Here is a 13,895-nt window from a genome sequence, read left to right on the forward strand (position 1 = left end):
CATGACCGTCATGGTGCCGTCAAGGACGCCGGCCCTGATCACACCCGGCCGCCAGGCCCTCGATTCGGCCCTCCACCAACTGGACCAGGCCGCCGAACATCTCCGGCTCGACGCCGGGCTCCGCACGATGCTCGCCACGCCGCGCCGCTCGCTGACCGTCTCGGTCCCCGTGCGCCGCGAGGACGGGCGCATGGACGTCGTGCAGGGCTTCCGGGTTCAGCACAACGTCTCACGCGGCCCCGCCAAGGGCGGCCTCCGCTTTCATCCCCATACCGACATCCACGAGGTCACCGCGCTCGCGATGTGGATGACGTGGAAGTGCGCACTGGTCGGCATCCCGTACGGCGGCGCCAAGGGCGGCGTGGCCGTGGACCCGGCCGTGCTCACCCAGCGTGAGCTGGAGCGGGTGACCCGGCGCTACGTCAACGAGATCCTGCCGATGATCGGCCCGGAGAAGGACATCCCGGCGCCCGACGTCGGCACCGACGAGCAGACCATGGCCTGGGTCATGGACACCTACAGCGTCAACACCGGCTACGCGGTGCCCGGTGTGGTCACCGGCAAGCCGCTGATGCTGGGCGGCTCACTCGGCCGGTCCGGCGCGACCTCGCGCGGCGTCCAGATCGCCGCCATGTGCGCGCTCGGCCGCTCGCCCGAAGGCGTGACGGTGGCCGTGCAGGGCTTCGGCAAGGTGGGTGCCCCGGCCGCCCAGTACCTCTCCGACGCGGGCTGCACGGTGGTCGCCGTGTCCGACGCGACGGGCGCGGTGTACGCGGCCGGCGGGCTCGACATCGCCGACCTGCGCGCCTGGGCCGCCGAGTCGGGCGGTGTGGCCGGCTACCGCCACGCCGACGCGCTGGACCACACCGAACTGTTCGAGCTGGACGTGGACGTGCTGGTGCCCGCGGCCCTGGAGGGCGCGATCACCGCCGAGAACGCGCCGCGGATCCGCGCCCGCCTGATCGTGGAGGGCGCCAACGGGCCCACCACGCCGGAGGCGGACGAGATCCTGGCCGCCAACGGCACGATCGTGGTGCCCGACATCCTGGCCAACGCCGGCGGGGTGATCGTGTCGTACCTGGAGTGGGTGCAGAACATGCAGGCCTACTCGTGGAGCGGCGACGAGGTGGAGCTGAAGCTGCGCGACCTGATGGAGGGCGCCTACGCCGAGGTGCGGTCGCTGGCTGCGGCCCGCGACCTCACGCTGCGGCAGGCGGCGCACGTCATCGGCGTCGGCCGGGTCGCGGAGGCCCACCAGATGCGCGGCCTCTACCCATGACGGCGTCAGCTTCTCGGCCGTAGCGACCAAGCTTGCAGCTCCTCGCCGTCGATGGATTCGACGGTTCAGGCCGCGTCGTCGACAGCGTGACTCACTGCCCAGCCCGCAACACCGCGCGAGGCGATGTTGCGGGCTGCGTTGACGTCGGCGTGCTCAGCGAAGCCGCACGACGTGCAGAGGAAGGTTTCCTGGTCGGGCCGGTTCTTCTTGTCCACATGCCCGCAGCGCGAGCACTGCTGTGAGGTAAAAGCCGGATCAACATAAACGAGTGCGATCCCGGCGCGGGCCGCTTTGTAGGCGACGAACCCGCCGAGCTGATGAAAACTCCACGAGTGCAGCGTGACCCGCTGGGGCTTACGGAGCCGTACCCGGTCGCGGATCCCGCTCAGATCTTCGAGCGCGATGCCTTGTCCGGTGCGTTCTGCCTCGGTCACGATCTGCTTGGCAATGGCGTGGTTGGTGTTCGCGGCGAACCGCGCCTCTTTACGGCGGCGTCTCTTCAACAGCCGCTTGGCGGACTTGGTCTTCTTGGCCTGCAACCGGCGGCGCAACTCCCGGTGGCGGTGCCGGACCGCGTTCAGCCCCTTGCCCGAGTGGTGGACCCCATCGCTGGTCGTGGCGATGTCGGCGATCCCCAGGTCCACACCCACGAAACCATCCGGGGTGCGCACGGGCCGGTCCGGGAGATCGCAGGTGGCCATCAGGAACCACATGCCGTCGCGGTGCACGAGGTCGGATTCGCCCTTGCGCCAGGCGGCCAGTGTCTTGAGCTGATCGGCAGAGGCGGTGAACGCGATGCTCTTCATTCGCCCCGTCACGGTCCAGATGGACACCGTCTGGGCGCCCATCTGCCACGACAGGCACCGGTCATCGAACGGTTGCGCCGCCTGGGGGCGGAACGCGATCGGTTTGCCTTCGGCTCGCTCGCGCCGCCGGGAGCCTTGCGCGCCCAGGTTCCCCGCACGGATGTTGGACTTCAGCGTCGTATAAGCGTCGGTGACCTTCTTGATGACATGCTGCGCGGCCTGAGCCGCCAGCCCGTACTCGTCCTTGATCTGTCCGTAGACATGCTTACGCAGGTCATAGTTGCCGAACACGCGTTGCTCGTGAGCGAGCGTCGAGACCCACATGGCGGCATCGTTACAAGCGCGCAGGGTCGCCTCCAGCGCCGCCTCCTGCTCAGGCGTCGGCAGGAGTTTCACCTGCACCACCAGCCTCACATCGAACACATTATCATTTGGCGTATGTCACCGCGCTGGGAACCGAATCCCGATATCAGACGGGGCCGTAGCGTCGTATATAGCCTGCATGCGCATTTGGTCTTCATGCCGAAGGACCGGCGTGGTGTGTTCACCGACGAGATCCTCGCCCGCTGCGCAGACATCATGATCGAGGTCTGTGACAGCTTCGGGGCCGAGCTGGTCGAGTTCAACGGAGATTCCGATCACGTGCACCTGCTCGTTCACTACCCGCCGAAAGTGGCCCTGTCGACGCTGGTGAACAGCCTCAAGGGCGTCTCGACGCGGCTGCTGCGCAAGGAGCACCCGGCCCACATCGGCAAGTTTCTGCAGGGCGGGCGCTTCTGGTCCCCCTCCTACTTCGCCGCCTCCTGCGGAGGCGCACCACTCACGATCATCAAGGAGTACATCGACAACCAGAAACACCCAGACTGAGCCGCTCCCTGAACGTCGCCGCCACTGCACCGCCCTGCCCTTGACGGACCTCCCGCGCCGCCGCTTCCTCCCGGGCGTGATTGAACGCCCGGGATTCCACAACAGACCACGCTGAACTTTAGTAGGCCCTGCCGTCGTCCTAGGTTCGATGCCCGTGCCTCCACCGACTCGCCATGGTGGAGGCATGAGGGGATTTCTGGGAGTGGTCATGGCCATCCAGGGTTTGGGTGGCTTTGTGGGGCGGGTCTTCTTCGACACCGACTGGGGCATCCTGAGCAGGCGGTTCGACGTCCCGACCCCCGTCTACCTGGCGATCGCGGCGGCCGGAGTCGCCCTGCTGATCTGGAGTGACAACGACCGCCAGAAGAAGGAGAACTAGCGGTCCTCATAGAGGCGCTAGGTGGCCAGGATGTTCAGCCGGTGCAGGTCACGGCAGAGCTGGAGCATGCTGGCCTGGGCCAGTTCCTGAGGCACCTGGTAGGTCGCGAGCGCCGCCGACAGGGCCGGCTCCAGCTTCTCCGCCCACGGGTTCGAGCAGGGCCGTCACCTGCCGCCTGATGGCGAAGCCTGGTCAGTAACGGGCTTTGAATCTAGTGTGCGAATCGCCCCCCATGCAGCGAGGAGCCGTCCATGAGCAGCATCGAGCAGTTCGGCTATCGTCAAGAGCTCCAGCGTTCTCTCGGCTTCGCCGACCTGATGATCTACGGGTTGATCTTCATGGTGCCGATCGCGCCGTTCGGCATCTTCGGCAACGTCTTCGCACTCTCCGGCGGGATGGTGGCCCTCGCCTACGTGATCGGGTTGGTCGCCATGGCGTTCAGCGGGCTGTCGTACGCGCAGATGGCCAGGGCCTTCCCGATGGCCGGATCGGTCTACACCTACGCGGGCCGGGGCATAGCACCGCCGGTCGGGTTCATCGCCGGGTGGGCGATCCTGCTCGACTATCTGCTGGTCCCGGCGCTGCTCTACCTGGTGGCGAGCACGGCCATGAACTCTTTCGTGCCCGCGGTGCCGGTGTGGCTGTGGCTCGTCGCCTTCGTGCTGCTCAACACCGTGGTGAACTACCTCGGCATCCAGATGACGGCCCGGATCACCCGGATCATGCTGGTGGCCGAGCTGCTCGTGCTCGCGATCTTCCTGGTCGTCGCCGGGATCGCGCTGGCGCAGGGCAAGGGCACGGCGGGCGTGCTGACCCCCATCTACGACTCCGCCACCTTCTCCTGGACGCTGGTGTTCGGGGCGGCGTCGGTTGCGGTGCTGTCGTTCCTGGGCTTCGACGGCATCTCCACGCTGGCCGAGGAGAACCGTGAGGACGCGCGGCGCCTCGGCAGGTCCATGGTGGCCGCGCTGGCGCTGGCCGCCGTGCTGTTCGTGGTGCAGACCTGGGTCGCGGCTCTGCTGGTGCCCGACAGAGCCGCCCTGCTGGCCCCGGGGGCGCAGCTGGGCAACGCCTTCTACGACCTGGCCTCGTACGCCGGCGGCGCCTGGTTGGGCGTGCTGTGCGCGGTGGCGACGGCCATCGCCTGGGGCTTCGCCAACTCGCTGGTCGCGCAGGCGGCCACCTCGCGACTGCTGTTCGCGATGGCGCGTGACCGGCAGTTGCCCTCGTTCCTGGCCCGCGTCGACCCCAAGCACAAGGTGCCGGCGAACGCCACGCTCGCCGTCGCGGCCGTCTCGCTGCTGCTCGGCGTCGGCATGAGCCTCTACGACAAGGGCATCGACCTGCTCAGCTCCTTGGTCAACTTCGGCGCGATGACCGCGTTCCTGCTGCTGCACGTGGCCGTCGTCGTGCACTACGTGGTGCGGCAGCGCAGCCGCGACTGGCTCGCGCACCTGGTCGTACCGGTGATCGGATTCGCCGTGCTGGTGCTCGTCGTCATCAACGCGAGCCTCGCGGCGCAGTTGCTCGGCTTCATCTGGCTCGGTCTCGGGCTGCTCGCCGTCGTCGTGCTCTATCTCATGGGCCGCAGGCCCGCCCTGCCCTCGGAGGTCTCGTGAACGTCGTGTCCTATCGTCCCTCGCCTGAGGAGTTCGGCTACACCTTCGGCGGGCGCGCCCCGGTCGGCAAGGTAGCGCCGGGCACGATCGTCGAGTTGTTCACCGAGGACTGCTTCGGCGGCCGGGTCCGCACGGTCGACGACCTGCCGTCACAGGTGTGCGAGTTCCCCTACCTGAACCCGGTCACCGGGCCGTTCCACGTGACGGGGGCCGAGCCCGGCGACACGCTGGCGCTGCACTTCATCTCGATCACCCCGGCCAGGGACTGGGCGGTCTCCACCACGTTCCCGCATTTCGGGGCGCTGACCGGCACGCACACCACCGCCATGCTGCAGCCACCGCTGGAGGAACGGGTCTGGCGCTACGACCTCGACACCGCCAAAGGCGTCGCCGTCTACCACGCCCGCAACAGTGACTACAGCGTGGAACTACCGCTCGACCCGATGCACGGCACGGTCGGCGTCGCGCCCGCCGCGAACGAGGCGCGGATGACGATCACACCCGACGCGCACGGCGGCAACATGGACACTCCCGAACTGCGCGCGGGCGTCACCGTCTATCTGGGCGTCAACGTGGCGGGCGGGCTGTTCTCCATCGGCGACGGCCACGGCCGGCAGGGCCACGGCGAGGTGTGCGGCACCGCGGTCGAGGCCGCCATGAACACGGTCGTGGCGGTCGAGCTGATCAAGGGTGTGGCGACGCCCTGGCCGCGGATGGAGGACGACCTGCACCTGATGTCCACTGGCTCGGCCAGACCGCTGGAGGACGCCTACCGCATCAGCCAGCACGACCTGGTCACCTGGACGTCGGCCCTGACCGGGCTCGACACGCTCGACGCCTACCAACTGGTCAGCCAGGGCGGGCAGGCGCCGGTGGGGAACGTGTGCGACACCAACTACACGATGGTCGCCAAACTCCCCAAGTCCTACCTCGGCACCCCGGCCCCGTACGAGTCCGCGCATTCGCGGCTGCGCGCTCTCGGAGCCCAATACACAGGCTAGCCGCTGGTCACGCGCGTTTCGATCATTTCCTCGCTGAATGCCCATATGATTCAACTTCGATCACTTTCGATCGCTACTATAGGGGTGTCGGCGAGGAGGATCATGACGAACACCGCAACCGCGGAGAGCACCCCGGGGAGTTTGACGACCGGCCCCCTGCTCACCGTCTGGGGGGCCGCGATGTCGCCGGAGGCCCTGGTCCACGGCCTGTTGCCGCCCGAAGCCGCGCTGCCGGTCCCGGCCGCCGGGGACGCCGTCTGGGATCGGGCCGCGGAGTCCGGCGCCCTGCTCGCCGTCCGTGAGCGGGCGGAGGCGGAGCTGGGCACGCCCTGGCCGCAGCCGCTGGCCTCGCAGTACGCGCGTTACTTCCGCGACGGCAACCGCACCGGCTACGAGAGCCAGGTGTTCGAGCGCCAGGACCGGCTGACCCGGACGGTGCTCATGGCACTGGCGAGCGGTGCGGGCGCGTGGCTGGACGAGGCCGCCGACGGGATCGTCCAGCTGTGCGAGCAGAGCTCGTGGTGCTGGCCGGCGCACGAGGACACGTGCCGGCCCCGCGGGACGGTCCTGCCCGATGTGGCCACTCCCTGCCTCGACCTCGGCGCCGCCGATGTCGCCGCCCAGCTGGCCTGGGCCGACCAGGTGCTCGGGGACCGGCTGGCCGAACGCTTCCCAGGGTTGCGGGAACGCGTCCGGGCGGAGGTGCGCGCGCGAGTGCTCGACCCGTTCGTCCAACGGCGCGACTGGCACTGGCTGGGGCTGGACGGCGATCCGAGCAACTGGTGCCCGTGGATCTGCGGCAACGTGCTCGTCGCCGCGCTGCGCCTGACCGAGCCGGGGCAGGAGCGGGCGCGCCAGGTCGCCCTGGCCGTGGCGGGCATCGATCACTACCTGGCGGCGCTGCCGAGTGATGGCTCCGTCGATGAAGGCTACGAATACTGGTGGAACGGGGCATGCCGCGCGCTCGAAGCGCTCGACGTCCTAGAGCACGCCACATCGGGACGGCTCGACGCGGCGGAGATCCCGGTCGTGCGGGAGACGGTCCGGTTCCCGCACCGCATGCATCTGGGCGGGCCGTGGTATCTCAACCTCGCCGACGCGCGGGCCCGGCCGCCGGCTGACCAGCCGTGGCAGGTGCTGCACCGCTGGGCTCGCCGGCTCGGCGCGCACGACGCCCGACGGCACGCGGAGTCGCAGCGCGCGGCCGGGATCCCCGCCGCCGCCGAGCTCGGGCGGGCGCTCCGCGAGCTGGTCGACGTGGAGTGGCAGGGCGCCAGGCCCGGCGAGCCGCCCCTGGTCGCCGGGGTCTGGTTGCCGGGGACGCAGATCGGCCTCGCGCGTACGGCCGGCGGGACGGCGCGCGGTCTTACGCTCGCGATCAAGGGCGGGCACAACGGGGAGCACCACAACCACAACGACGTGGGGTCCGTCGTCGTCGCCGTGGACGGGGTTCCCGTGCTGGTCGACGCGGGGCGGCCGACGTACACGGCGCAGACGTTCGGGCCGGACCGCTACGCGATCTGGACGATGCGGAGCGACTGGCACAACGTCCCCGAGGTACGGGGTACGCCGCAGGGCCAGGGGCGCCGGTTCCGCGCACGTGACGTCGAGGTGGTGGACGAGCCCGGCCGCTTCGAGGCGCGGCTGGACCTGGCCGCCGCCTATCCCGTACCCGAGCTGGAGCGATGGTGGCGGACGGCGACGCTCGACCGGCGCGAGTCACGCGTGACGATCGGGGACGCCTGGAGCTTCACCGGCGACGGCGACCCGAGTGTGCTGCACTTCCTGCTGAACGGGCAGGTGGAGCGGCCGTCCGCCGGGCAGGCCGTCGTCCGGCCGCCGGGCGGTGGTCGGGCCGTGCTCGTGGCGTGGGACCCCGGGGTCGCGACGGCCGCGTTCACCGTCCGTACGCTGGCGGACCCCATGCTCTCCGAGGTGTGGGGCGACCGCCTGACCAGGCTGGAGCTGCGTCTGCCCGGTACGGCGCGGGGCGCTTTCGAGATTCGTGTAGGGGTGTGGGAGTGAGCATGTCCGAATCGCCGGGTCCGCTGCCGGACGAGCGCCGCGCCCAGGTGGTGGAGCTGCTGCGCCAGCGCGGCGTCGTGCGCGTCGGCGACCTGGCGACCGAGCTGGACGTCTCGGTCATCACCATCCGGCGCGACATCGCGCTGCTCTCGTCCCAGGGGCTGATCCGCCGGGTTCGCGGCGGCGCCGTGCTCCGCGGCGGGCCGGTGGCCGACACACTGGCCGGCGGGGAAACGGAGGACTCGCCCGCCCCGCAGCCGAGGCCCGACGCGGCCGGCGCCGAGCAGCCGCAGGTCACGATCGGCATGGTGGTGCCGTCGCTGAACTATTACTGGCCCGACGTGATCCGTGGCGTGCGCGAGGCGGCCGCGGCGGCCGGCGCGCGCGTCGTCCTGCGTGGCGCAACCTACCGGGCCGCCGACGAGCGCCGCCATCTCTCCCGGCTGATCGAGTCCGCGGGCATCGACGGCCTCCTGGTCGCGCCCACCACGACCGGCGACGACGGGCAGGCGCTGGTGCGCTGGCTGCAGGAGGCCGACATGCCCATGGTGCTCATCGAGCGCACCGCCGCCTCCGGTCCCTATCACGAGGCGATGGAGTCGGTGGTCAGCGATCACGCGCTGGGGGCCGGCATGGCCGTACGGCACCTGGTCGAGCTCGGTCACCGGCGGATCGGACTGATCACCACCATTCAGAGCCCGACGGGACCGCACGTGCGGCACGGCTGGCGGCAGGCGTGCGAGGAGTTCGGACTGCCGCTGGAGGGCATGCTGGACGTCAGTACGGTCGATCAGTGGCACTCCGAGTGGCCCAAGGCGCTCGAAGGCGTGATCGACCAGTGCGTCGCCTCGGGGACGACGGCGCTGCTCGTCCACTCCGACCCGGAGGCGATCAACCTGGTCGAGCGCTGTCAGGAGCGCGGCATCCGGGTGCCGGGTGATCTCGCCATCGTGGCCTACGACGACGAGGTGGCCGAGCTGTGCGACCCGCCGCTGACCGCTGTCCGGCCACCCAAGATGGCCATCGGGCGGGCGGCGTTCGGGCTGCTCGCGGCGCGACTGGCCGACCCGGACCCGGAGCGGCCCACCCACCGCGTCGTCGTCGAGCCCACCCTGATCGTGCGCTCCTCCTCGGTGTCATCGTGACCCGCCGAACGCGTCACGGTGACCCGCCGCCGAACGCGTCACGGTGACCCGCCGCCGAACGCATCACGGCGGCCCGCCGCCACCGGACAGCGTCATCGTGACCCGCCGCCGCCGAACGGCGTCATAGCGGCGGCGTGCCTGGCCCGCTGAGCGCGACGGCCGTGTCCAGGAGGTCGTCCGTCCCGTCCGGCCAGGCCACGCGGGCGAGCGCCGGGCCGTCCCAGGACAGGACCGGCGCCCGGTCCGGCTCCTGCCCGCCGAGGAACACCGCCACGTCGTACCACGTGTCCGGCAGCGCCGACGTGGTGGTGGCGCACCAGGGGACAAGCGTCCACGGGGCCAGCGGCGAGGAGTTCTGGGCGGCGACCACGCCGCGCAGGTCCAGCCCCCGGCCCGCGACCACGCAGGAGTGCATGGTGCCGTTCGACACGGCGGCCGTATCGGTATGGACGGCTTCTGAAGCCGGCAGCGGCCATCCCCCGACGCGCAGCGGGCCACGCTCCTCCGCCGCCTCCGCCAGCGGACCACGCTCCACCGCTGTGGCGGGCAGCCGGACCAGGCGCACCTCCCAAGGACCGCGCACCGCGGAGATCAGGTCGATCCACGGCCCGAGGCGTACCGTCCCGGCCCGCCCGTAACCGTGGTCCGGGCTGCCGGTCTCAGGGGTGACCCAGTGGGCCTGCCAGCGCGAGGCCCCGATCGCCGTTCCGGAGGGGAGGTGGTCGAGGAGGAGCGTCTCGAATCCCGTGCGATGGCTGGGGCGCCCGCCCTCGTCGAGGAGCACGACCGCCTGGTCGAGGGGGTCGGCGGCGTGCGCACCGGCGAGCACGGGCGAGGTGGCGGTCGAGTAGCCCAGACGCGCGTACAGGGGCGAGTCGGTCAGGTGCGTCCCGGGATGGGAGTGGTCGGTGCCGTGGTTGATCACCCGCACGACACCGTCGGCACGGGTGCCGCTGACCAGCCAGCCGGGCGCGCGGACGACGCGTCGGTAGTCGCCGGACTCGACCGGCAGCGGCTCCTCGACGGCCGTCCACACCGGGTGGTCGGCGGGCAGGGACAGGCCGAAGAAGCCCTTGGCCGCCCAGTACGGCGAGCCGGGCCCGGAGTAGGACTGGGCGAGCGGCGGCCAGGCTCCGTGCCAGCCCGGGGTCAGGACTCCGTCCGCGTCCGGCGCTCCGCGTTCGGTGAAGTGGCGGGCGATGCCGGAGGCGGCACGGCGCAGCAACCCTGGGGCGGGCGTCGCCGTCCCGGCGCGGGCCCCGGCCCAGAACTGGGTGGCGGCGGCGAACCGGTAGATCAGGCTGCGCCCCTGGACGAGGGGGGATCCGTCGGCGCCGATGAGGTGGACGGCGTCGCCCAGGTAGCGTTCGAGCCGCTCCAGGTAGCGCGGTCGCCGTGAGTCCGCCGCCGGATCGCCGGCGGCCATCTCGCTCCACATGAGCGGGTAGAACTGCAGCGCCCATCCCGCGTAGTGGTCGTAGGCGCGTTCGGCGCCGTCGGCGTACCAGCCGTTCTCCCTGGCGAAGTCGTCGGTGAACGAGAGCCCCTCCTCGATGTCCTTGCGCTCGAAGGGGCCGCCGACGGAGGCGAGGAACTGCTCGACCACGATCTGGAACCAGATCCAGTTGATCGGCGGGTAGTCCGCGCCGACCGCGGGCGCGAGGTAGTCGACGACCCGCTCTCGCACGATCGGGTCGAGCCGGTCCCACAGCCACGGCCGCGTCAGGTGGAGGACCAGCGCGATCGACGCGGCCTCGACCTTCGCCTGGTCATGCTCGTCGAGGCGTACCCAGCGCTCGGGTGAGCGGGGATCCGTCCCGGTGGCCAGGCCGTGCGCGTACCACTCCATCAGGCCCAGCGGATCGCGCCCGTCCTCCCCCGCCACCCGGAATCCGGCGGCCAGGAACGTACGCGCGAACCCTTCCAGCGCGTCGACGTCGGGCCCGTAACCGCCCGGCGGGCCGGGGAAGGAGACGCGCGCGTGCGAGGCCGACGCGTACCGCCTGGCGGACAGGAGGAGATGGTCGGCGAGTGCCGCCCAGTGGTTCCGGGTCCATCCGGTGTAGGGCGAGAGCCGCAGGTCGTCGAACTCCCGCAGCATGAGCATGGCTCCCCCTGGTCGTGATCTCGTGAGTGTGTCCCGGAGTTAACGCGAAGGTTTCCTCCCACGTCAAGACACACCATACGATAACGATCAATATCGATCACATAACGTGATCGATCCGATTAACAAGGCATTGACGTGATTGAAATGATCGGACATGATCGGCGGCACTGGTAAGCGCTTGCCGCCGAAGGGAACCTGGTGAGAAGACCCCCTGCCCTGCTGGTCATGGACCCAGCGAAGTTCGGCGTGCAGTTTCAGGAGGCGCAGCTTCGCCGGTTGCACGACCTGGTCGAGCTGGGAGAGCCGATCGTGACCGCCGACCTCGACGAGCCCTCCGTACGCCGCCGGCTGCGCGACGTCGAGGTGCTGGTGACCTCCTGGGGCTGCCCGCCACTGACGACCGAGCGACTGGCCGACGCGCCGCGGCTGAAGGCGATCTTCCACTGCGCGGGGACGGTGCGTACGTTCGTCACCGACGAGGTCTGGCGACGCGGGATCCTCGTCACCAACGCCGCCGACGAGAACGCGATCCCGGTGGCCGAGTTCACCCTGGCCGCGGTCATCTTCGCCGGGAAGAAGGCCCCGTTCCTCGCCCAGGACGCGCGCACGAACCGCGGTGACTGGTCCTTCGCCGCCGGCCGCGGTGAGCTGACCAACCGCGGGCGCACGATCGGCGTCATCGGCTTCTCGCGCGTGGGGCGCCGGGTGGTCGAACGGCTCCGCGCTCTGGAGGTGGACGTCCTGGTCGCCGATCCCTATGCCGACCCGGCCGAGGTGAGCGCGGCGGGCGCCCGGCTGCTCCCGCTGCCCGAGCTGCTGCCGCGCTGTGACGTGCTCACCCTGCACGTCCCGGAACTGCCGTCCACCCACCACCTCATCGGAGCGGCCGAACTGGCCCTCCTGCGTGACGGGACGACCCTCATCAACACCGCCCGCGGCTCCGTCCTGGACACCGCCGCCCTGGAGCGGGAGTGCGCCCAGGGCCGGCTCGACGCGATCCTCGACGTCACCGACCCGGAGCCGTTGCCGAGCACGTCACCGCTGTACGACCTGCCCAACGTCATGATCACCCCCCACGTCGCCGGATCTCTGGGATCAGAGACCCGGCGGATGAGTGAGAGCGCGCTCGACGAGCTCGAACGCTACCTGTCCGGTCAGCCGCCCCGTGCGGCCGTGACCGCCGACGAGTTCATGGTGAGCGCCTGAGCCCTGAGACCGGCTCGAAAGAAAGGAGTCCGGATCAATGATCGCTTCGAACATGTCAGGAAGGGCCGGAGTGCGACGCCACCTCATGAAGACCCTGGGAGTCGCGGCAGCGCTCTCACTCGCCGTGACCGCCTGCGGCGGCTCCGCCAAGTCGGCGGACGGCGGCGGCGGGAACGTCACACTGACCGTCACGGTGTGGAACCTCGCCAAGACCCCCGAGTTCAAGGCGCTCTTCGACGCCTTCCAGCAGGCGAACCCCACCATCAAGATCCAGCCGGTGGACATCCTCGCCGATGACTACGCCGAGAAGGTCACCACCATGCTCGCCGGTGGTGACGACACCGACGTGATCACGATGAAGAACGTCACGGACTACTCGCGCTACTCCAGCCGCGGGCAACTCCTAGAGCTCACCGACCTGGCCAAGTCGGCCGACACCGCGAAGCTGGCGGGCCTGGACGCCTTCAAGGTCAGCGACAAGTACTTCGCGCTGCCGTACCGGCAGGACTTCTGGCTGCTGTACTACAACAAGACGTACTTCGACAAGGCAGGCGTCAAGGCTCCGGCCGCCCTCACCTGGGACGAGTACGCCAAGCTCGCGCAGCAGCTCACGAAGACCGAGGGCGGCAAGAAGGTCTACGGCACCTACCAGCACACCTGGCGGTCCGTGGTGCAGGCCATCTCGGCGGCCCAGACGGGTGGCGACCAGCTCAGTGGCGACTACTCCTTCTTCGCCGACCAGTACGCGACCGCGCTTGGGCTGCAGAAGGCCGGCGCGGCCCTCGACTTCGGCACCGCGACCTCGCAGAAGTCGGACTACCGGACGATGTTCGAGACCGGGGCGACGGCCATGATGCCCATGGGCACGTGGTACATCTCCGGCATCCTGGAGGCCAAGGCCAACGGCAAGACCGACGTCGACTGGGCGCTGGCCCCGATGCCGCAGCGCCCCGGCGGCTCGGGCGTGACGACCTTCGGCTCGCCGACCGCCTTCGCCGTCAACAAGAAGGCCGAGCACGCCGACGCGGCCAAGAAGTTCGTGCAGTTCGCCGCCGGCAAGGCGGGCGCCGAAGCCATCACCAAGATGGGCGTGGTGCCGGCGCTGCAGAGCCCGGAGATCACCGACACCTACTTCTCGATCAAGGGCATGCCCACCGACGAGGTGTCCAAGAAGGCGTTCTCGCCGGACAAGGTGGTGCTGGAGATGCCGGTCAGCGAGCACTCCTCTGACATCGACACGATCCTCAAGGAGGAGCACGAGCTCATCATGGTCGGCGACAAGTCGGCCGCCGACGGCATCCGCTCGATGAACGAGCGGGTCAAGAGCGAAGTGCTCAACTAGGGACCGCCCCGTGGGGGGGGGGGGGGGGGGGGGCGGCGGGGGCGGCGCCGGGGGGGGGGGGGGGGGGGGGGGCGGCCGGGGGGGCGGGGGGGGGGGGGGGGGGGGGGGGGGGGGCGGGT

At 70.2% G+C, this 13,895-nt stretch carries 11 protein-coding genes; 9 read left to right on the top strand and 2 right to left on the bottom strand.

The window, feature by feature from the left end:
* The first annotated feature begins 1 nt into the window (after nt 1).
* On the top strand, nt 2–1,279 hold the full coding sequence (locus tag ACGFNP_RS38320) for a Glu/Leu/Phe/Val dehydrogenase (RefSeq protein WP_393327195.1): 1,278 nt from the start codon (nt 2–4) through the stop codon (nt 1,277–1,279).
* 65 nt (nt 1,280–1,344) lie between these two features.
* Here the strand turns inward: ACGFNP_RS38320 and ACGFNP_RS38325 are convergent, their stop codons facing one another.
* The gene (locus ACGFNP_RS38325) at nt 1,345–2,499 is read right to left on the bottom strand and encodes an RNA-guided endonuclease InsQ/TnpB family protein (RefSeq protein ID WP_393327198.1); all 1,155 of its coding nucleotides are present in this window, start codon (nt 2,497–2,499) and stop codon (nt 1,345–1,347) included.
* Between the two features lie 24 nt (nt 2,500–2,523).
* On the opposite strand from ACGFNP_RS38325, the gene tnpA reads away from it, so the two are divergent.
* The 6 genes from tnpA to ACGFNP_RS38355 all read left to right on the top strand — a co-directional run bounded on the left by tnpA (nt 2,524) and on the right by ACGFNP_RS38355 (nt 9,121).
* On the top strand, nt 2,524–2,952 hold the full coding sequence (gene tnpA / locus ACGFNP_RS38330) for an IS200/IS605 family transposase (RefSeq protein ID WP_358317541.1): 429 nt from the start codon (nt 2,524–2,526) through the stop codon (nt 2,950–2,952).
* A gap of 184 nt (nt 2,953–3,136) precedes the next feature.
* A complete protein-coding gene (locus ACGFNP_RS38335; protein ID WP_358317539.1) occupies nt 3,137–3,331 on the top strand; it encodes a hypothetical protein in 195 nt (64 codons plus the stop codon).
* 251 nt (nt 3,332–3,582) lie between these two features.
* The gene (locus ACGFNP_RS38340) at nt 3,583–4,950 is read left to right on the top strand and encodes an APC family permease (protein WP_393327201.1); all 1,368 of its coding nucleotides are present in this window, start codon (nt 3,583–3,585) and stop codon (nt 4,948–4,950) included.
* 5 nt (nt 4,951–4,955) lie between these two features.
* Nucleotides 4,956–5,951: an acetamidase/formamidase family protein gene (locus tag ACGFNP_RS38345; RefSeq protein WP_393327204.1), complete on the top strand. Its 996-nt coding sequence runs from the start codon at nt 4,956–4,958 to the stop codon at nt 5,949–5,951.
* Between the two features lie 102 nt (nt 5,952–6,053).
* A complete protein-coding gene (locus ACGFNP_RS38350) occupies nt 6,054–7,976 on the top strand; it encodes a heparinase II/III family protein (protein WP_393327207.1) in 1,923 nt (640 codons plus the stop codon).
* Between the two features lie 2 nt (nt 7,977–7,978).
* A complete protein-coding gene (locus tag ACGFNP_RS38355) occupies nt 7,979–9,121 on the top strand; it encodes a substrate-binding domain-containing protein (RefSeq protein WP_393327210.1) in 1,143 nt (380 codons plus the stop codon).
* A 121-nt stretch (nt 9,122–9,242) separates the two neighbouring features.
* Here the strand turns inward: ACGFNP_RS38355 and ACGFNP_RS38360 are convergent, their stop codons facing one another.
* Nucleotides 9,243–11,228 (bottom strand): DUF2264 domain-containing protein, encoded by a 1,986-nt coding sequence (locus ACGFNP_RS38360; protein WP_393327213.1) that lies wholly within the window; start codon nt 11,226–11,228, stop codon nt 9,243–9,245.
* Between the two features lie 198 nt (nt 11,229–11,426).
* On the opposite strand from ACGFNP_RS38360, the gene ACGFNP_RS38365 reads away from it, so the two are divergent.
* Entirely contained in the window at nt 11,427–12,434 is a 1,008-nt protein-coding gene (locus tag ACGFNP_RS38365; RefSeq protein ID WP_358336595.1) for a hydroxyacid dehydrogenase, read from the top strand.
* A gap of 37 nt (nt 12,435–12,471) precedes the next feature.
* The gene (locus tag ACGFNP_RS38370; protein ID WP_393327216.1) at nt 12,472–13,776 is read left to right on the top strand and encodes an ABC transporter substrate-binding protein; all 1,305 of its coding nucleotides are present in this window, start codon (nt 12,472–12,474) and stop codon (nt 13,774–13,776) included.
* Nucleotides 13,777–13,895: the final 119 nt, after the last annotated feature.

Origin of the sequence: Nonomuraea sp. NPDC049269 (assembly GCF_043197155.1) — a bacterium.
GTDB lineage: Bacteria > Actinomycetota > Actinomycetes > Streptosporangiales > Streptosporangiaceae > Nonomuraea.

Bases quoted from the DNA above. Each gene is read 5' to 3' on its own strand.
- ACGFNP_RS38340 (WP_393327201.1), top strand. From the start codon at position 3,583: ATGAGCAGCATCGAGCAGTTCGGCTATCGTCAAGAGCTCCAGCGTTCT.
- ACGFNP_RS38320 (WP_393327195.1), top strand. From the start codon at position 2: ATGACCGTCATGGTGCCGTCAAGGACGCCGGCCCTGATCACACCCGGC.
- tnpA (WP_358317541.1), top strand. From the start codon at position 2,524: ATGTCACCGCGCTGGGAACCGAATCCCGATATCAGACGGGGCCGTAGC.
- ACGFNP_RS38360 (WP_393327213.1), bottom strand. From the start codon at position 11,228: ATGCTCATGCTGCGGGAGTTCGACGACCTGCGGCTCTCGCCCTACACC.
- ACGFNP_RS38355 (WP_393327210.1), top strand. From the start codon at position 7,979: ATGTCCGAATCGCCGGGTCCGCTGCCGGACGAGCGCCGCGCCCAGGTG.
- ACGFNP_RS38370 (WP_393327216.1), top strand. From the start codon at position 12,472: ATGATCGCTTCGAACATGTCAGGAAGGGCCGGAGTGCGACGCCACCTC.
- ACGFNP_RS38335 (WP_358317539.1), top strand. From the start codon at position 3,137: ATGAGGGGATTTCTGGGAGTGGTCATGGCCATCCAGGGTTTGGGTGGC.
- ACGFNP_RS38350 (WP_393327207.1), top strand. From the start codon at position 6,054: ATGACGAACACCGCAACCGCGGAGAGCACCCCGGGGAGTTTGACGACC.